This is a genomic window from Methylobacterium sp. 1973, assembly GCF_040545035.1.
Classification (GTDB): domain Bacteria; phylum Pseudomonadota; class Alphaproteobacteria; order Rhizobiales; family Beijerinckiaceae; genus Methylobacterium; species Methylobacterium fujisawaense.
Window position 1 is genome coordinate 133,895 of record NZ_JBEPLA010000008.1, and the last position, 24,623, is coordinate 158,517.

Consider the following 24,623-nt stretch of genomic DNA (forward strand, 5'->3'; position numbering starts at 1 on the left):
GCTTGAGAAACGTTACATCGTTGCAACAGCTTCGCCGGGTCCCGCCGCTGCGGCGCGTTTCACTGCCTTGACTTTGAAATGTTATAACATTTTGATTGCGGCATGACACAGCCCGATCGCCGCCTGCCCGTCACCGTTCTGTCCGGCTTTCTCGGAGCCGGCAAAACGACGCTGCTCAATCATGTTCTGAACAACCGCGACGGCCGCCGGGTGGCGGTGATCGTGAACGACATGAGCGAGGTCAACATCGATGCCGACCTCGTCCGCGCGGGCGGAGCCGACCTGTCCCGGACGGACGAGACCCTCGTCGAGATGACCAACGGCTGCATCTGCTGCACCCTGCGCGACGATCTGCTCGCCGAGGTCCGCCGCCTGTCGGAGACCGGGCGGTTCGATTACCTGCTGATCGAGGGCACCGGCATCGCCGAACCGCTCCCGATCGCGTCGACCTTCTCGTTCCGGGACGAGGCGGGCCGCTCCCTGTCGGATCTGGCCCGGCTCGACACGATGGTGACCGTGGTCGACGCGGTGAACCTGCTGAAGGATTACGGCTCGGCCGCGTTCCTGCGTGAGCGCGGGGAGACCGCGGGCGCCGAGGATACGCGCACGCTCGTGGACCTGCTCGTGGAGCAGATCGAGTTCGCCGACGTGGTGGTGATCAACAAGGCGCATGACGTCTCACCCGAGCATCTCGCGCTGGTCCGCTCGGTTGTGCGCGGCCTGAACGCCGACGCCCGCATCCTCGAGACCGATCACGGACGTGCGCCGCTCGCGGAAATCCTCGACACCGGCCTGTTCGACGAGGAGAAGGCGCAGCAGCACCCGCTCTGGTTCAAGGAACTCTACGGCGCCCACGCGCACGTGCCGGAGACCGAGGAATACGGCATCGCCTCCTTCGTCTACCGGGCCCGGCGCCCCTTCGACCCCGAGCGCTTCAACGCCTTCGTCAACGCCACCTGGCCGGGCCTGATCCGGGCGAAGGGCCATTTCTGGCTGGCGACGCGACCGGATTGGGTCGGCGAGTTCTCCCTGGCGGGGGCCGTGGCCAGGGTCTCCGCGATGGGGTTCTGGTGGTCGGCGGTGCCGCGGCGGCGCTGGCCGGAGGCGCCCGAGTTCCGGGAGCGCCTGCATACGGTCTGGAGCGAGGTCTGGGGCGACCGGCGCCAGGAACTGGTCTTCATCGGATCCAGGATGGACCGCGCCGCGCTCATCGCCGCGCTCGATGCCTGCCTCGTGGACACCGGACCGGATCGCGCACCTTTCGATCCCGCGCCCTACCGCGAACTGCCGGATCCGTTCCCGGCCTGGCGCCGGGCCGCGGCCTGAGCCCCGCCGGTCAGGCCGGCAGGCCCTCCGTCTCGTCCTCGGCCTCGATCTCGGCATCGGCCTCCGCCACCTGACCGGAGGCACCGGCTGCCTCGGCGAGGCCGCGGGCGGCCTTGCGCAGGAGCTTGCGCAGGCGTCGGCGGTCGGTCTTGTCGAGGTGGTCGAGCAACTCGGCCTCGACCTCTTCCTGGATCCGCTCGATCGCCTCGGCCTTGGCCATGCCGGCTTCCGTGAGCTGAACCCGGACCACGCGGCCATCGCCCGACTCGGCCCGGCGCTCGACGATGCCGAGGGCCGCGAGCCGCGTCACGGTCTTGGACGCGGTGGGCGGCCGCACCCGCAGCAGCGCCGCGAGATCACCCATGGTCATGGTGCCGGCCGCAGCCAACGCCTGCACCACCTGCTCCTGGCCGGCGAAAAGCCCCAGCTTGGCCAGCCGGTCGCCGGTGCGGGCGCGGTGCAGGCGCGCCGCCTGCACCAGCGCCCAACCGACGCTGCGGACGCCGGGCGGCCGCATCTTCTTGGACGTGTGGCCGAGCACGGCCGCAGCTTCGTCCTGATGATCGCGCTTCTGCTTGTCGCCCACCGGAGCGCCCGAATTAATGCCGGCGGCCGCCGGACGATCCTGAAACTGCACCGTCCACCCCCGTCACGCGGCCGCTCCGGTCCGTGTGGCGCTGGCCGGTGACGGTGCGATGACGGGGCCGACGTGAAGGTCGGATCAGCAGTGCATGAGGCGCTGAAGACGGTCCAGGATATCCTCGCCGGTGCAGGGCCGGGCGATGAACTCGGCATGCTCGGGCATGCGGGCCGGATCCGGGGCCGCGCGCCCGGAGACGATCAGGATCGGCAGTTGCGGCCGCGCCTCGGCCACGGAACTCGCCAGATCGAACCCGTCGGTCTTTCCCGACAGCTGCACGTCCGTGACCAGGCCGCAGATGTCCGGGCGCGCCTGCAGGATGCTCAGCGCGCGCTCGGCCGAGGCGCACTGAACGGTGTCGTAGCCGCCTTCCTCCAGCACGTCCCCGAGGTCCATGATCGTCAGCGCCTCGTCCTCGACGAGGAGGATTACCGGCCGATCGCCGCTCGAACCCGTCTGCTCGCTCGCCACTGTGTACTCCCTTTGGCAGCGTCCGGCCGCGCGGGCCGCCGCACGCATCTCCAGCCGTAGGCCCAACGGCAGAAACGGTCACGGGTTGCAGGCGCCCGCGGAGACGGATCACGGGAATGTGGAACGCCCGGTCGTCATGCCGATCCGGGCGCCAGCTCGGTCACCACGGCGGCGACCGCCTCGATCAGCCGGTCGAGATCCGCTGCATCGATCGTGAGGGCGGGGGTGAGATAGACGATGTCGCCGAACGGCCGGACCCAGACGCCGCGGGCGAGCAATCGCGCCTTGAGGACGGCCAAGTCGGGCGCACGGGCGAACTGCACCGCTCCGATGGCACCGAGTACCCGGACATCCGCCACGCCCCGCACCCGCCGCAGGGGTTCCAGCCCCTCGGCAAGACGGGCCGCGATGGCGCGGGCCTGGATCAGCCGTGGCTCCGCCTCAAACAGATCGAGGCTGGCATTGGCCGCTGCGCAGGCCAGGGGATTGGCCATGAAGGTCGGGCCGTGCATCAGCGCGGCCGCGGGGTCTTCGGACCAGAACGCCGCGAACACCTCCGTGCGGGCGACCGTGGCGGCGAGCGCCATCGTTCCGCCCGTAAGGGCCTTCGACAGGCAGACGATGTCGGGCACGATTCCCGCCTGCTCGCAGGCGAACAGGCTGCCGGTGCGCCCGAAGCCGGTGAAGATCTCGTCGGCGATGAGCGGCAGTCCGTGCCGGCGCGCCAGCCCGGCGATCGTCGCGACCACCTCAGGCGGGTGCGTCCGCATCCCGCCCGCACCCTGGACCAGCGGCTCGACAATCACCGCCGCCAGGGTGTCGCGATGAGACGCGAGGGCCGCGTCGAGCGCCGCGGTCTCGGCCGCGCTTCGCGGCAGGTCGCAGAAGATCTGGCTCGGCAGGTAGGCACCGAAGCGGCGATGCATGCCCTCCTCGGGGTCGCAAACCGACATCGCCCCCATCGTGTCGCCGTGATAGCCGCCCCGGAACGCCAGGACCTTCGTCCGGCCGCCCACCCCGCGGTTGATCCACATCTGCGCCGCCATCTTGAGCGCGACCTCCACGGCGACCGAGCCCGAATCGCTCAGGAAGACGTGGTCGAGATCGCCCGGCAGCAGGGCGGCGAGCCGGCGCGCCAGCGTCTCCGCCGGCGCATGGGTGAGGCCGCCGAACATCACGTGGGGCATGCGCGCGAGCTGGTCGGCGACAGCGCCCGCTATGTGCGGGTGATTGTAGCCGTGCACCGCGGTCCACCAGGAGGCGATGCCGTCCACGAGTTCGCGGCCGTCGGCGAGGCGGATGCGGGTGCCATGCGTCGCGACCGCCTCCAGCGGCGGCGGGGCGAGGCGCATCTGCGTGTAGGGCCGCCAGAGATGGCCTGCGGGCGTTTCGAGGGTCATGCGTCCGGCATGGAAGCCCCTCGGACGGGGGTCAAGAGTCCGGCACCCGCCGCTTGACTTTGCCGCCGCGGCATCGCCCATCCCCATCCCCATGGACAGCCTCGACGCCTTCGCCACCGGGAAACTCGAAGCCCTCGAGGCCGGTCGCCTGCGCCGCACGCTGGTGCCGACGGAGCGCGGCTCCGGCGCCGCGGCGGCACGACGGGGCCGGACGCTCGTCTCCTTTTCCTGCAACGATTACCTCGGCCTCTCGCATCACCCGCGGGTGATCGCGGCGGCTCAGGCGGCCGTCGCGAGCCACGGCGCGGGGTCGGGCGGATCGCGGCTCGTGACCGGCGACCATCCGTATCTCGGCGCGCTGGAGGACGGCCTCGCGCGCCACAAGGGCACGGAGGCCGCCCTGGTCTTCGGCAGCGGCTATCTCGCCAATCTCGGCATCACCCCGGCGCTGGCCGGGCGGGGCGACCTCGTCCTGCTGGACGCGCTGTCCCATGCCTGCATGTGGGCCGGCGCGCGGCTGTCGGGCGCGCGGGTCCTGACCTTCCGCCACAACGATCCCGGCGACCTCGCGGCCCAGCTCGCGGAGCACCGCCCCCATTACGGGCGCGCCCTGGTGCTCACCGAGCGGGTCTTCAGCATGGATGGCGACCGGGCGCCGCTCGGCGACATCCTGGGCATCGCGGAGACCTTCGACGCCTGGACGCTGGTGGACGACGCCCACGGCATCGGCGTGGTCGAGGACGGGCCGCGGGCGCCGCTGGAAATGGGCACCCTGTCGAAGGCGCTCGGCTCGTATGGCGGCTATCTCTGCGCCTCGCGCCCGGTCATCGACCTGATGACGAGCCGCGCCCGCAGCTTCGTCTACACCACCGGCCTGCCTCCGGCCTCGGCCGCCGCCGCCCTGGAGGCGCTGACGATCCTGGAGGCGGAACCCGACCGGCGTGCCCGACCGCTGACCCTCGCCCGGCGCTTCACCGCCCGTCTGGGCCTGCCGGAGGCCGAGAGCGCCGTCGTGCCGGTCCTGGTCGGCGAGGCGCAGGCGGCGCTCGACATCTCGGCCGCGCTGGAGGCCTCGGGATTCCTGGTGGTGGCGATCCGCCCGCCGACCGTGCCGGCCGGGACCGCGCGGCTGCGGGTGGCCTTCTCGGCCGCCCACGACGAGGCCCAGGTCGACGCCCTCGCGGAAGCGGTGGCCGTCCTCACCGGGCGCGCCTGAGAACCGCTTCCCGTCCGCGTGGCGCGCACCTATACCGGGCGCCTGACGGAGCCGGAACGCTCCGGCCGGCCCGCCGCCGAGAAGCGGGTCAGATCCGGAATCGAGAGGACGACGCCATGGACGCCACCACGCTGCGAGCCCTCCAGGCTCCGATCAAGGACAAGTACCGCACCGCACCGGACGCGGCGTTCATCACCCTGAAGGCCAGGGGCACGCTGGACGACACCAAGATCGCCTGCAAGGTCGAGACGGGCCGCGCCATCGCGGAGGCCGGGCTCCATCCGGCGACGGGCGGTTCGGGGGCGGAGCTGTGCTCGGGCGACATGCTGCTGGAGGCGCTGGTCGCCTGCGCGGGGGTGACGCTCAAGGCCGTGGCCACAGCCCTGGAGATCCCGCTGCGCGCCGGCACGGTCAGCGCCGAGGGCGACCTCGATTTCCGCGGCACCCTCGGGGTCGACAAGGAGGCGCCGGTGGGCTTCCGCAGCATCCGCCTGTTCTTCGAACTCGATACCGACGCGCCGGAGGACAAGCTGGCGCAGCTCCTGAAGCTGACCGAGCGCTACTGCGTGGTGTTCCAGACCCTGAACCACAAGCCCGAGCTGTCCGTGGCCACGACCACGGTCTGACGGAGGGAGCATGGCGGGCGGCATCACCCAGACCGAATACTGGAACGGCGAGGTCGGCACGCGCTGGGCGCGCAATCAGGTCGTCCTCGACGCGATGTTCCTCCCGCTGACGGAGGCGCTGTTCGCCCGCACGCCCCTCGCTCCCGGCGACACGGTGCTCGATATCGGCTGCGGCGCGGGGGCCACGACCCTGGAGGCCGCCCGCAGGGTCGGGCCCGGCGGCGGCGTCACGGGGGCCGACATCTCGGCGCCGCTGCTCGCCGTGGCGCGGGACTGCGCCGCCGCGGAGGTTGCACGCACCGCCCCGATCCGGTTCGTGGAGGCGGATGTCGGGACGGCCGATCTCGGTCCTTTCGACGGGATCCTGTCGCGCTTCGGCGTGATGTTCTTCCCGGATTCCGCCGGCGCTTTCGCCAACATTCGCCGGATGCTCAAGCCGGGCGGCCGGCTGACCTTCCTGTGCTGGCGGACCTTGCCCGAGAATCACTGGGTGATCGTGCCGCGCGACGCGGTGCTTCCGCTCCTGCCGGAGCCCCCGCCTCCGCCGCAGCCCGACACGCCGGGGCCCTTCCGCTTCGCCGACCCCGACCCGCTGGTCGCGCTCCTGCGCGCCGCCGGGTTCGCCGGCGTGACCTGCGACGCGCTCGACCGGGACATCGTCGTCGGTCAGGGCGAGACCGACGCGGCGGCGACCGCGGCGGCCACCCACGTCTCCCTGAACCTCGGCCCCAGCTCCCACCTCGTCCGCGAGGCCGCACCGGATCTCCGGGCGCGGGCCGAGGCGGCCGTGGCGGCGGCCCTCGCGCGGCACGCGGCGGGTGGCGCCGTGCGCCTGCGCGCCGCCTGCTGGCTCGTTCAGGCGGGCTGAGCCGGCATCCCGCGCCGCCGGGCGGGCGGCGCGTTCTCTCAGAGTCCCAGGGCGCCGCCGTCCGAGCGCGGGTCGTGGGTCGCCTCGATCCGACCGTTCCGGGGATGGCGGACCAGCATGCCCGCGTGCCCGAGCGAGTCGATGTAGGGTCCGCCCAGTTCCTCGATCTCGTGGCCGAGTCGGCCGAGGGCCGCGATGCAGGCCGAATCGAACCGGTCCTCCACCTTCACGCTGAGCGAGGGCGCCCCCCAGGTGCGCCCGTAGAGCAGGCGCGGCGCGTCGACGGCATCGGCCACCGACATCCCGTAATCGGCGTAGCGGGTGAAGATCTGGGCCTGGAATTGCGGCTGCCCGTCGCCGCCCATGCTGCCGTAGCTCATCACACGGCCGTCGTCGAAGGCGGCGAGCGCCGGGATCAGCGTGTGGAAGGGGCGCCGCCCCGGCTCCAGGGGATTCACGGCCTTCGGGTCGAGGGAGAACGACATGCCCCGGTTCTGCCAGCAGATGCCGGTGGCGGGCAGCACCGTGCCGGAGCCGTACTCCCAGTAGACCGACTGGATGTAGGAGACGGCAAGCCCGTCCTTGTCGATCGCGCCCATCCAGACCGTGTCGCCGTGACCCGGATCGGGCAGGGGTACCCGGGCTGCGCGACCCATGTCGATCAGCGCGGCCTCGCGGGCCAGCCGTTCCGGGGTCAGGAAGGCGGCGGGGTCGTGCCGCAGGCGGGCGAAATCGGTGACCACCCGGTCGCGGATCGCGAAGGCCCGCTTCGTCGCCTCGATCAGCCCGTGATAATGGGCCGTGCGTTCGGGCTCGGAGACGTTCAGCCGGTCGAAGATCCCGAGGATCAGCAGGGCGGCGAGCCCCTGGGTCGGCGGCGGGAAGTTGTAGAGCGTCGCGTCGCGGCGCCGGATCGACAGGGGCGCCCGCTCCACCGCCGCGAAGGCCTCCAGATCCGCCCGGGTGACCGGCGCACCGAGGCGCTCCAGGTCGGCGGCGATCTCCCGGCCGATATCGCCGCGATAGAAGTCGCCGAGCCCCGCATGAGCGAGCTGCTCCAGGGTATCGGCGAGGCGGGGCAGCGCGCGGGTCTCTCCGGCGGGATAGGGCTTGCCGTCCTTCAAGAAGGTGGCCGCAAAGTTTGGCGTGTCGTGGAGCGTGTCGAGTTCCTGGGGCACGTAGCGTGCCTCCGAGGGCGAGACCGCGACGCCGGCTCGGGCCTGACCGATCGCGTCGGCGAAGAGCGTCTCCAGGGGCAGGCGGCCGCCGAGCGCCCGCGCCAGCTCCAGGGCGAGGCGCCAGCCGCCCACCGCGCCCGCCACCGTGACCATGGCGTCGGGTCCCCGCGCGGGGATCGCGTCGTAGCCCTTCTCGCGGTAGCGGGGGATCGTGGCGAGACGCCCGGCCGGGCCACAGGCCTCGATGCCCCGCACCCGGCCGCCCCGCTCGCGCACCAGCCAGAACCCGTCGCCGCCGATGCCGTTCATGTGCGGATAGACCACCGCGATAGAGGCGGCCATCGCCACCATCGCCTCGATGGCGTTGCCCCCCTGGGCGAGGACGGTCTGGCCGGCCTGGGCGGCGAGGCTGTGGGGTGCGGCGACGGCGGCGGACGTGAAGACGGGGGTCTCGGGCATCGACGGTCCTGTGGTGTACCGGCCGCAGGGTTAGGCGAGGCGACGCCTCCTGCAAAGACCAAGCGCATACGGGCGGCGGGCCATGCTATGCTGCGCGTGTGCTGTCGCCCAGAAGCGGCCGATGTCCTGCAAACTCATTTCCTGGCTGGCCCTCGGCCTGTCGACCCTTCCCGCTGCGGCCCAGACGCGGACCGTGTACGAGGGCGCGGGCGCCGATCCGCGCATCTCGGTCTCGCAGCCGGAGACCACCAGCCAGGCCTCCGGCGGCTATGTCCGCTCGGTGGAGCCCTCTCTCGGCCCGCTCGGCGACCCGCTCGGGATCCGCCCGGTCCTGAAGGAACGGGGCATCGCGTACAGCCTGACCTACATCGCCGACGTGCTCGGCAATCCGGTCGGCGGCCTTCGACAGGGTGCGATCGTCGAGGATCGCCTCAACCTGCGCCTCAACCTCGACCTCGACCGGCTGGCGGGCTGGCAAGGCGCCACGGTCCATGCCAACGCCTACTTCATCCACGGCACCGGCCTGTCGCGCTACTATGTCGGCAACCTGCTGACCACGAGCGTCATCGAGGCGCTGCCGTCCACGCGGCTCTACGTGCTCTGGTTCGACCAGAGCCTGATGGACGGCCAGCTCGGGATCCGGATCGGGCAGCAGGCTGCCGACACCGAGTTCTTCGTCAGCCAGACCGCGACGCTGTTCGTGAACTCGACCTTCGGCTGGCCGGTCATCACCGGGCTCGACCTGCCGAGCGGCGGGCCGGCCTACCCGCTCGCAGCCCCGGCGATCCGGGCCAAATACGTGCCGGGCAACGGCTTTTCCCTGCAGGTCGGGCTCTACGACGGTGATCCGGCCGGTGCGAACCGTCCGGGTGACGATCCGGAGGCGCAGCGCCTCGACCGGACGGGCACCAATTTCCGCCTGCGCGATCCGGCCCTGATCATCGCCGAGGCCACCTACGCGTACAACATCGCGCCCGGTTCCCGGGGCCTGCCCGGCGACATCACCCTGGGCGGCTGGCAACATTTCGGCCGGTTCGACAGCCTGCGCTTCGACATCACCGGCGTGCCGCTCGCCGACCCGAACGCCACCGGGATCGGCCGGCCGGTGCGCGGCAATGCCGGCCTCTACGCGATCTACGACCAGACCCTCTACCGGGAATCCGGCAAGGACGACGAGGGCCTCGGCTTCTTCGTGCGTGCCGCGTGGTCGCCCACCCGCTCCAGCCTGATCGACGCCTACCTGGATACCGGGCTGGCCTACAAGGGCCTGTTCGACGGGCGCGACGACGACACGATCGGCCTCAGCGTCGCCTACGCACGCATCAGCGACGAGGCCCAGCGGGCCGACCGGGACACGATCCTCTACTCGGGCATGCCGATGCCCCGCCGCCGCGCCGAGGCGGTGATCGAGGCGACCTATCAGGCCGTGGTCGTGCCGGGCTTCACGGTTCAGCCCGACGCGCAATACGTCATCCGGCCGGGCGCCGGCATCGCCGGTCCGGACGGCCGCCGGCTGCGCAACGCGGCGGTGCTTGGGGTACGCGCCACCGTGCAGTACTGAGCCGGCCTGCGACCGTGGGCCCCGGAACGGTCCCGGGGCTCCGCCTCTTTCAGCAGCATGTTAGTCTTCGAGTGGGTCGTCGGCGTCCTGTTCGGCGCCGTCCTCCTGGCCGGTGTCGCACGTCGGCTCGGGGCGCCATATCCGGCCTTCCTGGCGCTGGGCGGTGTCGGCCTCGCCTTCGTCCCCGGCGTCCCGAACCTGCGGCTCGATCCCGAACTGGCGCTCGCGCTGTTCCTGGCTCCGGTCCTGCTCGATGCCGGCTTCGACGCCTCCGTGCGGGATCTGAAGGAGAACTGGCGCGCGGTGGCCGGGCTCGCGGTCGGGGCGGTGGCGGTGACCACGCTCGCCGTCGCGGTCGTGGCGCGGCTCGTCGTCCCGGACATGCCGCTCTCCGCCTGCATCGTGCTCGGTGCCGTGGTCGCGCCGCCCGACGCCGTGGCGGCACTGGCGGTGCTCAAGCACGCGCCGATGCCGCACCGGCTCGCCACGATCCTGCGTGGCGAGAGCCTGCTCAACGACGCGGCCTCGCTGCTGATCTACCGGCTCGGCGTGACGGCCGCGATGGCCGGCACCTTCCACCCGGCGGAGGTGGCGCCGGCGTTCCTCCTGGGCGTCGTCGCGAGCCTCGTCGTCGGCCCCTGCCTCGGCCTGCTGTTCGTGGCCGTGACCCGGCGCGTGACCGACCCGGCGAGCGCGATCGTGATGCAGTTCGTCGCCGCCTTCGGGATCTGGCTCGCCGCGGAGCGGCTCGAGCTGTCGGGGGTCCTGACCATCGTGACCTTCGCGGTGACGGTCGCCCGCCGGGCCCCCGGCGTCACCGCGCCCCGGGCCCGGGTGATCTCCTACGCCGTCTGGGACACGGCGGTGTTCGTGCTCAACGTCCTGGCCTTCGTGCTGATCGGCATCCAGATCGACCCGATCCGGGAGCGGCTGAGCGGCGCGGATGCGTGGCAGGCCCTGATCCTCGCGGGCGCGACCTTCGCCACCGTGGTGGTGACCCGCCTCGCCTGGGTCCTGCCGACCACCGGGATCCGCGAATTCGGCCTCCGCCAGGCCGGAGTTCCGGCGCGGCTGGGGCCGGGCATCGCCCTGTCCTGGGCGGGCATGCGCGGGATCGTCACCGTGGCGGCCGCCCTGGCGCTGCCTGCCCAGTTCCCGCACCGGGATCTCGTGGTCGTCGCCGCCTTCGTCACGGTGCTCGGAACCCTGATCGTTCAGGGCCTGACCCTGCGGCCGCTGCTCGCCCATCTGCGGCTCGAGGACGACGACCCCGTGGGGCGTGAGACGGGCCGGGCCCGGGCGGCGGCCTACAAGGCCGCCCTCGACAGCCTCGCGGATGCGGAGGACGCGCCGGCGACCGACGCGCTGCGCGCCGAGTTCCGCGCAGCCCTCGCGGAGGCGGAGGCGCACGACGAGGGCCTGGCGCCGGAGAGCCTGCCGGCGGACGCCGCCCGGCGCCAAGCCGTCGAGGCCGCCCGCGACGCGGTGCTCGCCCTGCGCCGCCAGGGCCGGATCGGCGACGACGCCTATTTCCTGCTGGAGGAGGAGTTCGACTGGGCCGAACTCAGCGCGACGCCGCGCGCGGAGACCTGAGACCGCGCGCCGTCACACGCCCTTGCGTGCCGCGATCCGGGCCTCGATCGCATCCCAGACGGCGATGGACAGGTCGGGGCCCCCGAGCCGCTGTATCGCCCGGATGCCGGTGGGCGAGGTGACGTTGATCTCGGTGAGGTGCCCGTCGATCACGTCGATCCCCACCAGGATCAGGCCCCGCCGCGCCAGCTCGGGCCCGATCGTGGCGCAGATCTCACGTTCGCGGTCGGTCAGCTCGGAGGCGGAGGCGGCCCCGCCGCGGACCATGTTGGAGCGGATGTCGTTCGCCGCCGGGACGCGGTTGACCGCGCCCATGGGGACGCCGTCGACCAGGATGATGCGCTTGTCACCCTCCGTGACCCGGTCGAGGTAACGCTGCACGACCCAGGCCTCCCGGAAGGTCGTGGCGAACAGGTCGAACATCGAGCCGAAATTCGGGTCCTTCTCGGTGACCTTGAACACGGCCGCGCCGCCATGCCCGTGCAGCGGCTTCATCGCCACCGTCCCGTGCTCCAGCCGGAAGGCCTCGATCTCCGCCTTGTCGCGGCTGATCAGGGTCGGCGGCATCAACTCGGGAAAATCGAGGACGAACAGCTTCTCGGGCGCGTTGCGCACCTCGAATGGATCGTTGACCACGAGGGTCTCCGGATGGATCCGCTCGAGCATGTGGGTGGCCGTGATGTAGGCCATGTCGAAGGGCGGATCCTGCCGCATCAGCACCACGTCCGCCTCGGCCAGGTCGAGCCGCTCCGGTGGCGCCAGGGTGTAATGCGCGCCTTCGACGTCCTGCACGCTCAGGCGTTCGACCCGCGCGGTCACGCGCCGGCCCTGCATCGAGAGCCGGTCCGGCGTGTAGTAGACGAGCGTATGCCCCCGCCGCTGGGCCTCCAGCAGCAGGGCAAAGGTCGTGTCACCCGCGATCCGGATATTCTGGATCGGGTCCATCTGAACCGCGACGGTCAGGCTCATACCAAACGCCCCTCGCCCACGGCGGGCATCACAACCGGATGCGGCAATCTCAATCGTCGGACAGAGACTTGCTGCCCGTGCGCTTGTCGTAGTCGCCGATCGCCGACCGGCATTCGGGAGACAGGCGCTTGCGGTTGCGCATCATGCAGCGATCCGCGTCCTGGCTGTTCGGGTCGACGCCCGCGCAGAGGCGGAAATAGTCGTTGGCGCAGCCAAGCTGCAGGCCTTGGTCCTCGCGCTGGGCATAGGCGGGGCCAGCCGTCAGCGCGAACAGCGCCAGCGCCGCAGTAGCCAACCCGCGGCGGCGGGCGGCGCGCAGGGATCGTTCCGGAACCAGTCGCATTCAGCGGTGTCCTCAATCTCGCTCGGGCGGAGAACCGACGCGGCGGTCCCGCAATCGCCCGCGTCCGGCATATCGGTCGGGCCGGGCGGTAGGCAAGCGTTGGAGGTCCCGAGGGGTTCCGCGCAGGAACGTCGCGACCACGCTTCGCCGCGGTGTGGCTCGCGGGTCGCACGGCGGCGGCGTCCGACAAGACACGACGGTCCACATAAGAAGGCCCCGTCCGGGATCGGACGGGGCCTCAAGTCGAAGGGAGGAAACGCCCGCCATGGGCACGGAAGGCCAGGCAAGTCGCGCGCCAACTCCCATCAGAGCGCTCTTCGGGCGCCGATGCCTGGAAAGACTCCGTTAACCACGTCGTGCTGGATTGTTTCGGTAGCCCTTGCCGACGCCCTCCGAAGGGCCCGGGCCAGATGCTCGGACCGCCGACAGGAGCCGGAGACCATGACCCTTTTCAAGCCGCAGGAGACCGGCGAAATCCGCTCGTCGAAGTCGGCCGCCGATCTGTCCCGCAGAGTTGCGCCGGCCGCGTCCGCGGACCTGATTCCCTTTCCGGGCGCCGAGGCGCGTCGGAGTTCCCGCATTCCGCGCTCCGGCGAGCGGCGCGGCGAGATCCTCCTGTTCCTCGGCGTGCGCTACGAGCGCCTCGCGTCCTGAGGACGTCGCGGTCCATGTCACATCGGCCGCGCGCCGCCACCGACGGTTCTCCCATGTCAGCCCCGGATCGCCGGCCGTTCGACCGCGCACGCCGAGCGATGCGCCTCGGCCCCGTCGGCGCTGCACTGGCCGTGCTCGCAGCCTGCACCCAGAGCGGCGATTTTGGCCGACCGCGTACGGGGGTCTGGAACGGGCTCATCGATACGACAGGCAGCTTCAGCACCCGAGACCGCGGGCGCCTGCTGCTCGAATCCGGCCTCACCGACGACGAGCAGGCCCTGCGCGACCGCGCTTGGCGATTCGTCCAGCCCGCCAGCAGCTTCACCGCCTTTCAGGACGCGGTGCTGGGCCTCGCCAGCGCCCACGTGCTCCCGCCGACCTGGCGCTACGAGGAAGTCGGTTCCTATTACGAGGCCCTGACGGCGGAGCCGTCCCGCTCCCCGGTCTCCCGCTACCGGAAGCTCGGCGACGACGCCACGGCCGATGCCCGGCTGATCCCGATCTTCGTGGCGCTGGCCGCCCGCGTTATCGACGCCGATGCCGCCCGTCTGCGCAGCCTGCCCTTCGCCAAGACCCTCGACAACGCCGACGTGCTGGAGGCCGCCCAGCGGGTCGCCGAGAATCGCTGCCTGATCGCCTGGGTGCGCTTCGAGGCCGGCCTGCGGCTCGCGCGCTACCGCTTCGCCCTGGAACACCTGTTCGCCGCGGCGCCGGCACCGGAATCGGTCTCGGCCGAGCGGTCCATCATGATGCTGGCCGCCCGCCGCAACCTGCTCGACCCGCTCCTCCCGCCGGATGCCGCGGCCCGCTGCGGCCTCGGACCGGCTCCGCTGCCGCCCCCGGTGCCGGTCGCGCAGGCGGAGCCGCTGGTGGTCAAGTATTGAACGACCGAGACTGCGGTCGCGCCCCATCCTGACGACGACAGCGCCCGTGCCGCCGCGACATCGGCCGCGTGGCCGACGTGCAGGCCCGCGCGTGTCCGGATCGTGGGTCAGGGAGAGGGGCAGGTCCATCCGGCCGATCGCCTAGTGCTGGAGACGCGGACGATCCGCGGATCCCCGAACGGACGAAGGTGGCTGAGGCCCGCCGCACGTCGATCGACGCAGCCAGCCCGTTCGACGGCCCCGCTAGCGCCCCGTCCCCTTGCCGGGCCCATCCTTGCCGGGCGCGTCCTTGCCTGGCGCGTCCTTGCCTGGCGCGTCCTTGCCCGTCGGCGCATCGTCCGTCGACGTGTCGGTGGTGCAGGAGACGGCCTGGACCGCGGCATTCGCGGCGGGACGCTGACTCGGGAGACCGGCGATCACCCGCACCACCACGAAGCCGCGCGTGTCGGGCGCGACGATGCGCACGTCGCGGCTCGGATCGTTCTCGTCGTCGTCCGCAAGCGCCTCGTCGTACTGGGCGCGGGTCAGGATGACGAGGTCGAGGGCGCCACGGACCGCGGCCTGGTCGGTCACCGCGTAGAAGGCCCCGCGGCGGGCATGCGCGGCGAGCGACAGGGACAGGGGACCGGTGCGGGCGGAGACGCGCATGGGCCCGTCCGCGAGGTTGTAGGCGCAGACGCCCACCGCCACCGCCGGATCCGGGATCGGCAGCCATGCCTCGGGCGGGGAGGGGTCGTCACCGGTGGCAACCGTGTAGATCGACTGCGGATGGTCCAGGTTCTCGCTGGTGCGGGCGCGCGAGACGGCGTCGGCTTCCGAGAGGGCAGGGATCGCCAGGACCGCCGCGATGTGGACGATCCCGGCGAGCACGAGGCCGATCAGCGTGGCGTAGACGAAGCGCAGGCTCACGAGGCGCATCCGAGGCGAGTGACGGCCGGCACGGAACTCCGGTCGAGGGACCCGACGCTGGCGGCCACCGGCGTATCGTAGAGGCGCAGCGCCAGCCGGACCGGACCGGTCGCCCGCGGGCTCGGGAGCCAGTTCCCGGGCTGCACATCCGGCGCGAGCACGATCGAGAACCACCCGTCGGGCGCGCGCAGCACCTCGGTGGAGGTGAAGCCCTCGCGCAGGGGCGCACGGCCGGGATCGCGCGGGCCGCGGCCGGCCACCGTGATCGTCCAGGCGCGGGCGGGCGGCGTCGCGCCGCCGATCCGGTAGGTGCAGGTGGCGTCGAGCGCCTGCCCGGCATCGTCGACCGCCGCCGTCAGGAGCAGGCCCTCACCGACCGCCAGAGGGATCTCTCCCCGGCGGGCATTGACGGCGCGGGTGTAAGGATCCGCATTCGCCGCGCCGGCCCGCGGCCAAGCGGTCCAGGCACCGACCTGAACGCCCCCGAACGGATAGCCGCCGCTCGTCGCCCAGTCGGCGCTGGCGAGGCCCAGGAGGGCGCCCAGCGCCAGGGCGTAGACGGCAAGGCCGGCGATCGAAGTCTTGCGCCACAGCCGTCGGACGAACCGGACCGCGCGGCTGCGCGGGGCGCCGGCGGACATGGAGACGCGGCCGAACGCGTCGGGAATCGTGAGCTTCATGCGCTCACCGAACCTCGGTGAAGCCGCCGACCGGGCGGCTGCCCTCGGCAAGTTCGCGCAGCTGGCCGGACGGCGGCACCGCGGCCCGGTCGCCGGGCTTCCTGCCGGTCTTCCGCGCGTCTCCGGTTCCGGAGGGTGCGTCCGGAGCCGGTTCTGCGGGGGCGCGCTCGACCGTGCGGAACAGGCCGTTCAGGCCGCTGATCACCTCGAAGGAGCGGCGCGAGAGCTTGCCGTAGGCGCTGGCATTGGGGTCGATTGGGGTGGTCGGGCCCCCGGAAGCCTGCTGCTGGGCGGCGCGCGGGCTGTCCTTCAGGCCGGGCAGACCCTTGATCTCGATGCCCTGATGGGCCGGCTCCATGATGTCGTGCCAGGTCTGGGCAGGGAGCGAGCCGCCGGTCAGCTTGTTGGTGGAGGTGTGATCGTCGTTCCCGAACCAGACGGCGCCCACGTAATTGCCCGTGTAGCCGACGAACCACGCGTCCCGGTAGGCGTTCGTGGTGCCCGACTTGCCGGCCACCTTCACGCCCTCGAGCTGCGCCCGTTTGCCTGTGCCCTCCTCGACCACCTTGTTCAGCATGAAGTTCATGTCGGCCACGACCTGCGGCGAGAGCACCCGCTCGGGCGCCTCGTCGGCGTGGCGGTAGATCACCTCGCCGGACGAGTTCTTCACCTCGATGGCCGCGTAGGGCTTGGCGCGGAAGCCGCCGTTGGCGAAGACCGCATAGCCCGCCGCCTGGTCGATCACCGTCACCTCGTCCGAGCCGATCGGCATCGACACCGTGTCGATCAGGTTCGAGGTGATGCCCATCTTGTGGGCAAGTTCGGTGATCTTTGCGCGGCCCGCCTTGGCGGCCCGGGCCTCGTGACTGATGCCCATGGCCTTGCCGAGGGAAATCGAGATCTTGATCGGGATCGTGTTGATCGACTTCGCCACCGCGAGCCACATCGGCACCCGGCCGGCATAGGAGCGGCCGTAATTCTGCGGGCACCAGTTGCCGATGCAGACGGGACTGTCGACCACCGTCGTGTCGGGCTTGAACAGGCCGGAGGCGAGCGCGGCCGAATAGACGTAGGGCTTGAACGACGAGCCGGGCTGGCGCAGGGCGTCGGTGGCGCGGTTGAACTGGCTCTCGCCGTAATCGGCGCCCCCCACCATGGCGCGCAGCGCCCCGTCCGGGTCGAGGATCACCATCGCGGCCTCGTCGACGTCGTAGGCGTCGCCGGACTTGCGCAGGATGTCGGCCACGACCTCGTCGGCCCGCTTCTGGATGGCGAGGTCGAGGGGCGTCTTCACGGTCAGCACACGGTCGCTGCGCAGCTTGCCCGCGTCGGCCATGGCCTTGATCTCGCCGAAGGCCCAATCGAGGTAATAGTCGGCGGTGATGTCGCGGGTGCGGGTCACCGGGGTCGCCGGGTTGCGAAGCGCCGTCTGGATCTGGCCCTCGGTGACGAAGCCCGCCTCCACCATATTGTGCAGCACGTCCGCCGCCCGGGCGCGCGCCGCCGGCAGGTTGACGTGCGGGGCGTACTTGGTGGGCGCCTTGAACAGGCCCGCCAGCATGGCGGCCTCGGCGAGGCTGATGTCCTTGAGCGGCTTGCCGAAATAATAGTCCGCCGCCGCCACGGCGCCGAAGGTGCCGCCGCCCATATAGGCGCGATCGAGGTAGAGCTTCAGGATCTCGTTCTTGGTGAGGTGGCTCTCCAGCCACAGGGCCAGGAACGCCTCGTTGATCTTGCGCTCCAGGGAGCGCTCGTTCGTCAGGAACAGGTTCTTGGCGAGCTGCTGGGTGATCGAGGAGCCGCCCTGCGTGCCGCCGCCGCCGCGCGAGTTGTTGACCAGCGCCCGGAGGGTGCCGATCGGGTCGATGCCCCAATGCTCGTAGAAGCGCCGGTCCTCCGTGGAGACCAGCGCCTTGATCATGATGTCGGGAAAGTCATCGAGCTTGAGCGAATCGTCATGCTTGATGCCGCGGCGGCCGACCTCGGTGCCGTAGCGGTCGAGGAAGGTGACGGCGAGGTCCTGCTGCTTGAGCCAGTTCTCGCTCGTCAGCTGGAAGGCGGGCTGAGCCAGGGCGAGCATCAGGACAGCGCCCCCGGTCCCGATGGTGACGCCCTCGCTCGTCAGGTCGAGGGCGACGCGCTTCCAGCCGCGCACGGCGAACCGGCTCATGACGCGCTGGAAGCGCTCGTAGGCTTCGCCCGTGGACTGGCCGCCATCGTACAGGCTGGCATTGACCCAGGCGTCGAAGGCGAGCGCGGCGCGTTCGAGGCGGACCTTGATCTCGGTGAGCGTCGGCAGGCGCACGATGTCGAACCCGGCTTGTCGAGCGCCTCTGCGGCGGATCCTGGCGGCGGATGGTCGAGGGCCCGCGCCGCGGACACGAACCCTGCGCCTGCGCCACCGCACGGCATCCGAGGTCCATAGCAGGATCCGGAACCGTCGGCGAGGCTCTGCGCAGTCTCGCGAATCGCCGCGGACGAGCTTGGGCGTAACGCACGACGGTGCGATCCGGTCGCATGGAGGTCGTCGGCGGCCACGCTTGCAGCGGTGCCCGGGCTCGGGCAGAGAGGCGGCTTCCCATCCGAGAGACTTTCCCGATGCCCAAGCCCGAGGCGCCGCGCCGCGGGGCGGTCGAGCCGTTCTGGCGGACCAAGACGCTCGAAGCCATGACCCCGTCCGAGTGGGAGAGCCTGTGCGACGGCTGCGGCCGGTGCTGCCTGATGAAGCTCGAGGACGAGGATACCGGCGAGGTCCATCACACCGATATCGGCTGCACGTTGCTCGACGGCCTCACCTGCCGGTGCCGCGACTACGCGCGGCGCCAGAAGCGGGTGCCCGACTGCGTGCGCCTGACGCCGGAAGCGGTGCGGTCGATCGCCTGGCTGCCGCCGACCTGCGCGTACCGGCTCGTGCGCGACGGGCAGCCGCTCTACCCGTGGCATCCCCTGATCTCCGGCCGGGCCGCGAGCGTGCACGAGGCGGGCATCTCGGTCCGCGGCCGGCTCGCCGGCAACGAGGAGGAATTCTCCGAGGACGAGCTGCCGGATCGGATCGTGGACTGGCCGGGCCTCGATCCCAGCGCCGCCTGAGGCGAGCGCGCCGGACGCCGGGGCCCGCAGACCGGCTCACGCCGCGTGGTCGCGGCCCGGCGCCTCGACCGGTACGCCCTAGCCGGTCCCGGAGTGCCGGCCGAGCAGCCGGCCGCCCGCCAGGCCGTTCGCCGCGATGACGATGGTCACCGCCGCCGCGTGGAACAGGAGATCCGTGGCGGTGGCGTCGTGGGGGTGGACGGGCATGAGCAGCGCCGCCGCCGCCGCCGCCACCGCCAGCCCCCCGAGGGCGGCGGTGAGGTTCGGCCGCAGCGGGCAGGCGCGCCGCAGCATCACGACGATCAGCACCGACAAGGGCACCGAGACGCAGATCAGGAAGCTGAAGCAGCCCGCGATCGTGTGCTCGCCGGGCACGTCGGCCCCCGGCGCGATCCAGTCGCGCAGGCAGCCCAGCCCGCTCGCGCCGACCCAGAGGGCCAGGGGCGGAAGCGGCAAAAGCGCCCAGCGGCTGGACCGTCCCGGCACGCTCGTGGCGAAGGCCGCGAAGGCGGCCGTGATCGCCGTCAGCACGGCGCCGACCGCCGCGAGGGCCAGATCCGGCACATGCATGCGCAGCATGAAGCCGCCGGTTCCGATCCAGGCCGCGAGGACGACGCCGACCACCAGCGTCACGCCGAGCCAGAGCGCCGCGCGGGCCTCCGGGGTCGGCAGCGGCCGCACGGGTTCGAGGCCCCCTGCGAGTTCCTCGACGAGTCGGTCGTAACGGGACAGGTCCCCGCCGGCCCGGTTGCTCCCCTCTCCGGGCATCACTCCCGCTCCTGCGTCAGACTGGCCCGGAGCGCCTTCAGCGCCCGGTGCAGGTTCACCTTGAGGGCTCCCTTGCTGCGACCGGTGAGGGCCGCGGTCTCGTCGAGCGACAGCTCGCGCAGGCCCAGGTGCTCCACGGCCTGCCGCTGGCCGTCGGGCAGGGCGGCCACCGCCCTGGCCAGGGCGGCCGCCCGATCCCGCGCCTCCAGCCCATGGCCGGGGATCGGGCCCGGATCGACCTCGGCCTCGTAGGCCAGGGGGTCGTTGACCTCCCGCGGGCGCCGCCCGGCGCGGCGCAGCCGGTCGATCGCCCGCCGCTGGGTGATGGCGCGCAGCCAGGGCAGGAAGGGACGGGCCGGATCGTAGCTCGCCCGGGCCCGGTGGACGGTCATCAGCGCGTCCTGCACGACATCGTCCACCGCCTCGCCGCGCACGCCCTGTGCCCGGGCGATCGCCGAGACCACGGGCAGACACGCCTTGAGCAGCGAGCGGTAGGCGGCCGCGTCGCCGCCCTGCGCCGCCGCCATCAGGGTCGCCAGTTCCTCTTCGAGCGCCATCCGGGCTCCGCCGTCGTTCCGCCCCCCGGCCCGCGTCGTGTCTACCCCGCGGTGGGATCCCGACGCCAGCGCCCAAGCGCGCGCGGGCATCCCGCCCGAAACGGCGAGCATCATCGTACGGCCTCCCGTTCCGTCCCGGCGGGGGACGCGGCGAGTCGCGCCGCGCCGAGGATGCGCCCGTCATCGGCCTGAAGCAGCAGGGCCGCCGTCTCGCCCTCGGGGCGGGTCGCCGTGAAGGTCGCGGCGGTACCGGACCAGCGCCCGAGATCCTGCAGCGAGCGGACGACGTTGGCCTGCTCGAGGGTCCGCCCGGCATTCTCGCCGCGCAGCACCCGCGTGGTGTGGCTCGGATCGTATCCGATCAGCAGGACGCGGCCGGAGGCCCCTCCGGCGTCGGGCGCGGGCCCGATCTGCGCGACGACGCGCCCGCCGTCGCGGGCCAGGGTCGCCGGGATGCCGGGGCCGGCCTCCCGGGCGCGGGCGATGGCAGCGCGCAGCCCGACCTCGTCGGAGCCGACCAGCCCGGTCTGCCCGTCGATCACGGCCTGCGGCGTATAGGCGGGTCCGCCGAGGCGGGTCGCGTAGGATTCCTGGCGGGCGGTGGCGGCCGGCAGGGCGTAGGGGTCGCGCCAGTTCAGGTGGTTCCAATAGGTGACGTGGAACGCGAGCGGCAGGACGTCGCCCTGCGCACCCGCCGGCTCATGGGCGAGGCGGCCGATCAGCGCCTCCGCGGGCGGGCAGGAGGAGCAGCTCTGCGAGGTGAACAATTCGACGACGACGGGGCGCGCCGCCGCCTCGGCCGAAGGGAGGACGGCACACGACAGGACGGCGGCGATCAAGAGGGCAGGGCGCATGGCCGGAACTCCCGCACGCCGGCGGTTCGGACCCGGCGTACCGGCTCCTTCGGCGCTGCCGCGGCGGCGGTTACACGTCCGGGTCGAGTTCGAAGGCGTCGACGTCGCGCAGGAGGGCGAGGAAGGCCCGGGCACCGTAGTCCAGTGCCGCACGACCCGCCTCGGCTGTTCCGAGACGCGCATCGCCCATGGCGCCCGAAGGATGGAGGTCGCCGGCCTTCCACGCGAAGGCGGCGGGGCGGCCGGCACGCAGGTGAGTGAAGTCGCGGACCATCGCCCGCGTCCGCGGCGGGAAGTCGGCGATCCGGTCGGCCCGGACGAGGTCAGGCCGCAGGGCCAGCATCAGCGCCGTCTCGATCCCGCCGGCATGGATGCCGTGGGCGATCTCGTCGGCGGGGAACAGGCCCTCGGGATAGCCGAGTCGCGCCCAGGACGTCGTGACCGCCACCATGCGGAACCGAGCGCGCAACTCGCCCGCCACGAGATCGATGAGCCCGCTGTTGCCGCCGTGACTCGTGACGAGCACCAGCTTTCGGCAGCCGGCGCGGTGGACGGCCGCGCCGATTCCCGTCCAGGCGGCGAGCGCCGTCCCGGTGTCCAGGGAGAGCGTACCCGGGAAGGAATCGTGCTCGTCCGACTTCCCCACCGGCTGGACTGGCAGCAGCAGCACGTCGAGATCGGGCGGCGCGTGGTCGCGCACCCGGGCGAGGTAGCCCTCGGCGATGAGGGTGTCGGTGGCGAGCGGCAGGTGCGGGCCGTGTTGCTCGATGGCGGCCACCGGCAGCACCGCGATCGCCCGCTTCATATCGCGACGCGCCAAGTCTTCGGTGGTCAATTCGGACCAGAACCGCGCCGTCATTCCTGCCGAGGCCTCCTTCCGGCGCCGCCAGGCGGCGGCGGGTTCGGGAGGCGATCTAACCGGCAGGCCGCCGCCGAGTCGACTATCGGGTCGGCGGTCGACGCCTCGCCGGCAAGGTTCGCCTCAGGCGAACAGCGCGTCGATGTCGTCCTGGGAGGGCGTGGCGTCCACAGCCTGCGGACCGTTCAGCAGGAGATCCTCCGCCCGGGCCCGCCGGGCGCGCTCGGCGGGATCCATGGAGGACGCGTCGCGGGCCTTCACGGCCCCCACGAACCGCGCCAGGCGCTGCTCGAACAAGCGCAGCGATTCGACCACTTTGGCGATCCGCTGGCCGGTGATGTCCTGGAACGCGCAGGCTTCGAAGATCGTGTTGATGCGCTCCTCGACGGCCTCGCGGTAACCCGGTCCGTCGGGCAGGCCGAGCATCGCCTCGGCGGCCTCCATGATCGTGTTGGTGGCGCCTGCCGTCGCCGCGACAACGCTGCCGAGTTCCTCGTGCGCCATTGGGATGCGGTCACGGCTCATCTCGTTCGCGCGCAGCGCCCCGATCTCCTCACGGAGATGGGCGATGTAATCCGCGATCTCGATCAGCTCGGCGATCACGGTCTGCGGTTCACGAAACCGCAGATCGGCCTGCCGTGAGGCGGCTGACGACATGCTCTTCTCCTCGGATCTGTGGCCGTCCTGACCGGCCACGCCACGTCTCGGCGCCCGGCGGCGCAGGAGCGAACAGCCCGGACGGCGAGGGGACGAAGAAGGGGAGCCGGTCAGCTTCCGCAGACCGCCTCGATCTTCGACTTCAGCGTGGCCGCGTTGAAGGGCTTGACGATGTAATTGTTCACGCCGGCCTTCTTGGCCGCGATCACGTTCTCGGTCTTCGATTCGGCCGTCACCATGATGAACGGCGTCGTCCGAAGATTTTCGTCGGCGCGCACGTGCCGCAGCAGCTCGTAGCCCGTCATCGGCTCCATGTTCCAATCGGAGATGACGAGCCCGTACTTGCGGCCCTTCAGTCGCGCCAGCGCCTCGGTCCCATCGGACGCGTCATCAACCTCTTCGAAGCCGAGCTGCTTCAGTAGATTGCGAATAATGCGGACCATCGTCTGGTAATCGTCGACAACGAGGATCGGCATGCTCAGGTCGAGAGCCATCGAACAACTGCTCCGTATTGCCCGGCGGGAAGCCGCGGCGGCTCCCGGATAGATTAACGCTTCGCTAACGCTGCGTTTTAGCTGCGCTGCACAGCATTGAAAATAGGGCACGCGCATTGCGAAGCGGTTAATCGGGACGGCCGAGGCGAGGCCGCGCGCCCCGAGGGCAGCCCGGCGCCCTCGGAATGCCTCGCTTGACCCTCCGGGCGCCTTTGGGCAGGGTCCGGCCGCGTCGGGCCCCTCGCGGACATGTCAGGCGATCCCATCCGACCCTTCCGAGCATTCGACCCCGAACCGATGGCCCCAGGCGACGACACGGCCGCGCGGCCCTTCACGATCTGCCGCGCCGATGCGCCCGTCCCACCCGCCCTGGCCGGGGCCGTGGCGGCGATCGGCAATTTCGACGGCGTCCATCTCGGTCATCGGGTGCTCGTCGAGGGCGTGCGCGCCGAGGCCCGTGCGGCGGGCCGACCGGCCGTGATCCTGACCTTCGAGCCGCACCCGCGGGCCTATTTCACGCCCGACGCGCCGATGTTCCGGCTGACCGGCCTCGCCGCCAAGGAGATCGTGTTCGCGCATCTGGGCCTCGACGGCCTGATCGTGCGCCGCTTCGACGGGGCTCTGGCTGCCACGGGCGCCCGTGCCTTCGTGCTCGACTTCCTGAAGGGGGCGCTCGGCCTGTCCGGCGTTGTCGTCGGGCACGATTTCCATTTCGGCCGCGGCCGCGAGGGTACCCCCGCGATCCTCGCCGAACTCTGCCGTGAAGCCGGGATGCGCTGCCGGATCGTGGCGCCGGTCGCCCTCGGCGGCGAGACCGAGCCGGTCTCGTCGAGCGCGATCCGCGCCGCCCTCGCGGCCGGCGACATCGTCCGCGCCAACGCGCTTCTCGGCTATCGCTGGTTCGTCCTCGGCGCGGTGCGCCACGGCGACAAGCGCGGGCGGCAGCTCGGCTTTCCCACCGCCAACATGATGCTGCCCGATTGCGGGCTGGCACACGGCATCTACGCGGTGCGGGTCCGCCTGGCGTCGGGGGACTTCCGCGACGGCGTGGCGAGCTACGGGCGCCGTCCGACCTTCGATGACGGCGCGCCGCTGCTGGAGACTTATCTCTTCGATTTCTCCGACGATCTCTACGGGCAGGACATCGCCGTGGAGTTCGTCGGACACATTCGCGGCGAGGAGCGGTTCGCCAGCGCCGACGCGCTGGTCGAACGCATGCATGTCGATGCGGCGATGGCGCGGGCCCTGCTGGCGCGCGATGAAACCCCGTCGATGCTGACCTGAACCTCGCGGGCATCGCGGGGCGTGCAGATCGTGTAGAAGGCGCCATCGAGCAGGAGGCGGACGTGCTGGGTCGTTACGAGCGCGCGAACAACGGCGAAGCGGTCGTCGAGTACGGCGACGGCACCATGCGGGTGGTCAAGCCCGGCAGCTTCGTGCGCTGCGCGGTGACCGGCGAGCCGATCCCGCTCGACGGGCTGCGCTACTGGAGCGCCGCCCGCCAGGAGGCCTACGCCTCCCCCGAGGCGATTCTGCAGCGGCTCAAGGAAACCGGCCGTCCCTGAGG

General features: G+C 71.7%; 26 protein-coding genes. 11 read left to right on the plus strand and 15 right to left on the minus strand.

Translation table 11 applies throughout. From position 1 onward, the window contains the following. Positions 1–102: 102 nt before the first annotated feature. The gene (gene zigA / locus ABIC70_RS17095; RefSeq protein WP_354440269.1) at positions 103–1,326 is read left to right on the plus strand and encodes a zinc metallochaperone GTPase ZigA; all 1,224 of its coding nucleotides are present in this window, start codon (positions 103–105) and stop codon (positions 1,324–1,326) included. A 10-nt stretch (positions 1,327–1,336) separates the two neighbouring features. On the opposite strand, the gene ABIC70_RS17100 is transcribed toward zigA, so the two are convergent. The 3 genes from ABIC70_RS17100 to ABIC70_RS17110 all read right to left on the minus strand — a co-directional run bounded on the left by ABIC70_RS17100 (position 1,337) and on the right by ABIC70_RS17110 (position 3,837). Continuing rightward, a complete protein-coding gene (locus tag ABIC70_RS17100) occupies positions 1,337–1,912 on the minus strand; it encodes a MarR family winged helix-turn-helix transcriptional regulator (RefSeq protein WP_051976358.1) in 576 nt (191 codons plus the stop codon). 135 nt (positions 1,913–2,047) lie between these two features. Next, entirely contained in the window at positions 2,048–2,437 is a 390-nt protein-coding gene (locus ABIC70_RS17105; RefSeq protein WP_020093672.1) for a response regulator, read from the minus strand. A gap of 134 nt (positions 2,438–2,571) precedes the next feature. Continuing rightward, positions 2,572–3,837: an adenosylmethionine--8-amino-7-oxononanoate transaminase gene (locus tag ABIC70_RS17110; protein ID WP_354440271.1), complete on the minus strand. Its 1,266-nt coding sequence runs from the start codon at positions 3,835–3,837 to the stop codon at positions 2,572–2,574. Between the two features lie 91 nt (positions 3,838–3,928). Between ABIC70_RS17110 and ABIC70_RS17115 the strand changes: the two genes are divergently transcribed. The 3 genes from ABIC70_RS17115 to ABIC70_RS17125 all read left to right on the plus strand — a co-directional run bounded on the left by ABIC70_RS17115 (position 3,929) and on the right by ABIC70_RS17125 (position 6,547). Further along, positions 3,929–5,053 carry an aminotransferase class I/II-fold pyridoxal phosphate-dependent enzyme gene (locus ABIC70_RS17115; RefSeq protein WP_287090516.1) on the plus strand — a complete coding sequence of 375 codons (1,125 nt, stop codon included), beginning with the start codon at positions 3,929–3,931 and terminating at the stop codon, positions 5,051–5,053. 116 nt (positions 5,054–5,169) lie between these two features. Next, positions 5,170–5,679 carry an OsmC family protein gene (locus tag ABIC70_RS17120; RefSeq protein ID WP_179698329.1) on the plus strand — a complete coding sequence of 170 codons (510 nt, stop codon included), beginning with the start codon at positions 5,170–5,172 and terminating at the stop codon, positions 5,677–5,679. Between the two features lie 10 nt (positions 5,680–5,689). Further along, entirely contained in the window at positions 5,690–6,547 is an 858-nt protein-coding gene (locus tag ABIC70_RS17125; RefSeq protein ID WP_354440274.1) for a class I SAM-dependent methyltransferase, read from the plus strand. 38 nt (positions 6,548–6,585) lie between these two features. Here the strand turns inward: ABIC70_RS17125 and ABIC70_RS17130 are convergent, their stop codons facing one another. After that, positions 6,586–8,184, minus strand: a complete 1,599-nt coding sequence (locus ABIC70_RS17130) for a gamma-glutamyltransferase family protein (protein ID WP_354440276.1) — start codon at positions 8,182–8,184, stop codon at positions 6,586–6,588. A 121-nt stretch (positions 8,185–8,305) separates the two neighbouring features. Between ABIC70_RS17130 and ABIC70_RS17135 the strand changes: the two genes are divergently transcribed. Further along, a complete protein-coding gene (locus ABIC70_RS17135; protein ID WP_043388785.1) occupies positions 8,306–9,745 on the plus strand; it encodes a carbohydrate porin in 1,440 nt (479 codons plus the stop codon). Between the two features lie 57 nt (positions 9,746–9,802). Next, entirely contained in the window at positions 9,803–11,338 is a 1,536-nt protein-coding gene (locus tag ABIC70_RS17140; RefSeq protein ID WP_043349735.1) for a cation:proton antiporter, read from the plus strand. Between the two features lie 12 nt (positions 11,339–11,350). On the opposite strand, the gene gshB is transcribed toward ABIC70_RS17140, so the two are convergent. Then, positions 11,351–12,307 carry a glutathione synthase gene (gene gshB / locus ABIC70_RS17145; protein WP_354440279.1) on the minus strand — a complete coding sequence of 319 codons (957 nt, stop codon included), beginning with the start codon at positions 12,305–12,307 and terminating at the stop codon, positions 11,351–11,353. A gap of 49 nt (positions 12,308–12,356) precedes the next feature. Continuing rightward, a complete protein-coding gene (locus ABIC70_RS17150; RefSeq protein ID WP_043349730.1) occupies positions 12,357–12,650 on the minus strand; it encodes a hypothetical protein in 294 nt (97 codons plus the stop codon). Positions 12,651–13,091: 441 nt separating this feature from the next. Between ABIC70_RS17150 and ABIC70_RS17155 the strand changes: the two genes are divergently transcribed. Further along, a complete protein-coding gene (locus ABIC70_RS17155) occupies positions 13,092–13,304 on the plus strand; it encodes a hypothetical protein (RefSeq protein WP_043349728.1) in 213 nt (70 codons plus the stop codon). Positions 13,305–13,402: 98 nt separating this feature from the next. Next, entirely contained in the window at positions 13,403–14,188 is a 786-nt protein-coding gene (locus ABIC70_RS17160) for a hypothetical protein (RefSeq protein WP_043349725.1), read from the plus strand. Between the two features lie 243 nt (positions 14,189–14,431). Here the strand turns inward: ABIC70_RS17160 and ABIC70_RS17165 are convergent, their stop codons facing one another. The 3 genes from ABIC70_RS17165 to ABIC70_RS17175 are packed head-to-tail and all read right to left on the minus strand — an operon-like array spanning position 14,432 to position 18,082. Then, the gene (locus tag ABIC70_RS17165; protein ID WP_043349723.1) at positions 14,432–15,106 is read right to left on the minus strand and encodes a DUF1254 domain-containing protein; all 675 of its coding nucleotides are present in this window, start codon (positions 15,104–15,106) and stop codon (positions 14,432–14,434) included. After that, positions 15,094–15,777, minus strand: coding sequence for a DUF1214 domain-containing protein (locus tag ABIC70_RS17170; protein ID WP_043388792.1), 684 nt, complete (start codon positions 15,775–15,777; stop codon positions 15,094–15,096). The genes ABIC70_RS17165 and ABIC70_RS17170 overlap by 13 nt, the downstream gene beginning before the upstream one ends. Positions 15,778–15,781: 4 nt before the next feature. After that, on the minus strand, positions 15,782–18,082 hold the full coding sequence (locus ABIC70_RS17175; RefSeq protein WP_354440282.1) for a transglycosylase domain-containing protein: 2,301 nt from the start codon (positions 18,080–18,082) through the stop codon (positions 15,782–15,784). 293 nt (positions 18,083–18,375) lie between these two features. Between ABIC70_RS17175 and ABIC70_RS17180 the strand changes: the two genes are divergently transcribed. After that, positions 18,376–18,867: a YcgN family cysteine cluster protein gene (locus ABIC70_RS17180; protein ID WP_043388797.1), complete on the plus strand. Its 492-nt coding sequence runs from the start codon at positions 18,376–18,378 to the stop codon at positions 18,865–18,867. A gap of 78 nt (positions 18,868–18,945) precedes the next feature. Here the strand turns inward: ABIC70_RS17180 and ABIC70_RS17185 are convergent, their stop codons facing one another. The 6 genes from ABIC70_RS17185 to ABIC70_RS17210 all read right to left on the minus strand — a co-directional run bounded on the left by ABIC70_RS17185 (position 18,946) and on the right by ABIC70_RS17210 (position 23,056). Then, positions 18,946–19,635 (minus strand): NrsF family protein, encoded by a 690-nt coding sequence (locus ABIC70_RS17185; RefSeq protein ID WP_051976350.1) that lies wholly within the window; start codon positions 19,633–19,635, stop codon positions 18,946–18,948. Further along, positions 19,635–20,192 (minus strand): sigma-70 family RNA polymerase sigma factor, encoded by a 558-nt coding sequence (locus tag ABIC70_RS17190; RefSeq protein ID WP_043349707.1) that lies wholly within the window; start codon positions 20,190–20,192, stop codon positions 19,635–19,637. Before ABIC70_RS17190 ends, ABIC70_RS17185 begins: the two co-directional genes overlap by 1 nt. A gap of 110 nt (positions 20,193–20,302) precedes the next feature. After that, positions 20,303–21,046, minus strand: coding sequence for a DUF1223 domain-containing protein (locus tag ABIC70_RS17195; RefSeq protein WP_354440285.1), 744 nt, complete (start codon positions 21,044–21,046; stop codon positions 20,303–20,305). A gap of 70 nt (positions 21,047–21,116) precedes the next feature. Beyond that, positions 21,117–21,905 carry a creatininase family protein gene (locus tag ABIC70_RS17200; protein ID WP_279899632.1) on the minus strand — a complete coding sequence of 263 codons (789 nt, stop codon included), beginning with the start codon at positions 21,903–21,905 and terminating at the stop codon, positions 21,117–21,119. A 123-nt stretch (positions 21,906–22,028) separates the two neighbouring features. Next, a complete protein-coding gene (locus tag ABIC70_RS17205) occupies positions 22,029–22,562 on the minus strand; it encodes a protein phosphatase CheZ (RefSeq protein ID WP_051044744.1) in 534 nt (177 codons plus the stop codon). 110 nt (positions 22,563–22,672) lie between these two features. After that, positions 22,673–23,056: a response regulator gene (locus ABIC70_RS17210; protein ID WP_012317888.1), complete on the minus strand. Its 384-nt coding sequence runs from the start codon at positions 23,054–23,056 to the stop codon at positions 22,673–22,675. A 297-nt stretch (positions 23,057–23,353) separates the two neighbouring features. Here ABIC70_RS17210 and ABIC70_RS17215 point away from each other — a divergent pair, with 297 nt between their 5' ends. Both ABIC70_RS17215 and ABIC70_RS17220 read left to right on the plus strand, forming a co-directional pair. Further along, positions 23,354–24,340, plus strand: a complete 987-nt coding sequence (locus ABIC70_RS17215) for a bifunctional riboflavin kinase/FAD synthetase (protein WP_043349701.1) — start codon at positions 23,354–23,356, stop codon at positions 24,338–24,340. A 62-nt stretch (positions 24,341–24,402) separates the two neighbouring features. Beyond that, complete coding sequence (locus tag ABIC70_RS17220; protein WP_043349698.1) at positions 24,403–24,621, plus strand: DUF2093 domain-containing protein; 219 nt, start codon at positions 24,403–24,405, stop codon at positions 24,619–24,621. Positions 24,622–24,623 lie beyond the last annotated feature (2 nt).

What these genes read in the sequence shown, in the direction of transcription:
- zigA (WP_354440269.1), top strand. Translation starts at nt 103, where the DNA reads ATGACACAGCCCGATCGCCGCCTGCCCGTCACCGTTCTGTCCGGCTTT.
- ABIC70_RS17110 (WP_354440271.1), bottom strand. Translation starts at nt 3,837, where the DNA reads ATGACCCTCGAAACGCCCGCAGGCCATCTCTGGCGGCCCTACACGCAG.
- ABIC70_RS17115 (WP_287090516.1), top strand. Translation starts at nt 3,929, where the DNA reads ATGGACAGCCTCGACGCCTTCGCCACCGGGAAACTCGAAGCCCTCGAG.
- ABIC70_RS17120 (WP_179698329.1), top strand. Translation starts at nt 5,170, where the DNA reads ATGGACGCCACCACGCTGCGAGCCCTCCAGGCTCCGATCAAGGACAAG.
- ABIC70_RS17125 (WP_354440274.1), top strand. Translation starts at nt 5,690, where the DNA reads ATGGCGGGCGGCATCACCCAGACCGAATACTGGAACGGCGAGGTCGGC.
- ABIC70_RS17130 (WP_354440276.1), bottom strand. Translation starts at nt 8,184, where the DNA reads ATGCCCGAGACCCCCGTCTTCACGTCCGCCGCCGTCGCCGCACCCCAC.
- ABIC70_RS17135 (WP_043388785.1), top strand. Translation starts at nt 8,306, where the DNA reads ATGTCCTGCAAACTCATTTCCTGGCTGGCCCTCGGCCTGTCGACCCTT.
- ABIC70_RS17140 (WP_043349735.1), top strand. Translation starts at nt 9,803, where the DNA reads ATGTTAGTCTTCGAGTGGGTCGTCGGCGTCCTGTTCGGCGCCGTCCTC.
- gshB (WP_354440279.1), bottom strand. Translation starts at nt 12,307, where the DNA reads ATGAGCCTGACCGTCGCGGTTCAGATGGACCCGATCCAGAATATCCGG.
- ABIC70_RS17150 (WP_043349730.1), bottom strand. Translation starts at nt 12,650, where the DNA reads ATGCGACTGGTTCCGGAACGATCCCTGCGCGCCGCCCGCCGCCGCGGG.
- ABIC70_RS17155 (WP_043349728.1), top strand. Translation starts at nt 13,092, where the DNA reads ATGACCCTTTTCAAGCCGCAGGAGACCGGCGAAATCCGCTCGTCGAAG.
- ABIC70_RS17160 (WP_043349725.1), top strand. Translation starts at nt 13,403, where the DNA reads ATGCGCCTCGGCCCCGTCGGCGCTGCACTGGCCGTGCTCGCAGCCTGC.
- ABIC70_RS17165 (WP_043349723.1), bottom strand. Translation starts at nt 15,106, where the DNA reads ATGCGCCTCGTGAGCCTGCGCTTCGTCTACGCCACGCTGATCGGCCTC.
- ABIC70_RS17170 (WP_043388792.1), bottom strand. Translation starts at nt 15,777, where the DNA reads ATGAAGCTCACGATTCCCGACGCGTTCGGCCGCGTCTCCATGTCCGCC.
- ABIC70_RS17180 (WP_043388797.1), top strand. Translation starts at nt 18,376, where the DNA reads ATGCCCAAGCCCGAGGCGCCGCGCCGCGGGGCGGTCGAGCCGTTCTGG.
- ABIC70_RS17185 (WP_051976350.1), bottom strand. Translation starts at nt 19,635, where the DNA reads ATGCCCGGAGAGGGGAGCAACCGGGCCGGCGGGGACCTGTCCCGTTAC.
- ABIC70_RS17190 (WP_043349707.1), bottom strand. Translation starts at nt 20,192, where the DNA reads ATGGCGCTCGAAGAGGAACTGGCGACCCTGATGGCGGCGGCGCAGGGC.
- ABIC70_RS17195 (WP_354440285.1), bottom strand. Translation starts at nt 21,046, where the DNA reads ATGCGCCCTGCCCTCTTGATCGCCGCCGTCCTGTCGTGTGCCGTCCTC.
- ABIC70_RS17200 (WP_279899632.1), bottom strand. Translation starts at nt 21,905, where the DNA reads ATGACGGCGCGGTTCTGGTCCGAATTGACCACCGAAGACTTGGCGCGT.
- ABIC70_RS17205 (WP_051044744.1), bottom strand. Translation starts at nt 22,562, where the DNA reads ATGTCGTCAGCCGCCTCACGGCAGGCCGATCTGCGGTTTCGTGAACCG.
- ABIC70_RS17210 (WP_012317888.1), bottom strand. Translation starts at nt 23,056, where the DNA reads ATGGCTCTCGACCTGAGCATGCCGATCCTCGTTGTCGACGATTACCAG.
- ABIC70_RS17215 (WP_043349701.1), top strand. Translation starts at nt 23,354, where the DNA reads ATGGCCCCAGGCGACGACACGGCCGCGCGGCCCTTCACGATCTGCCGC.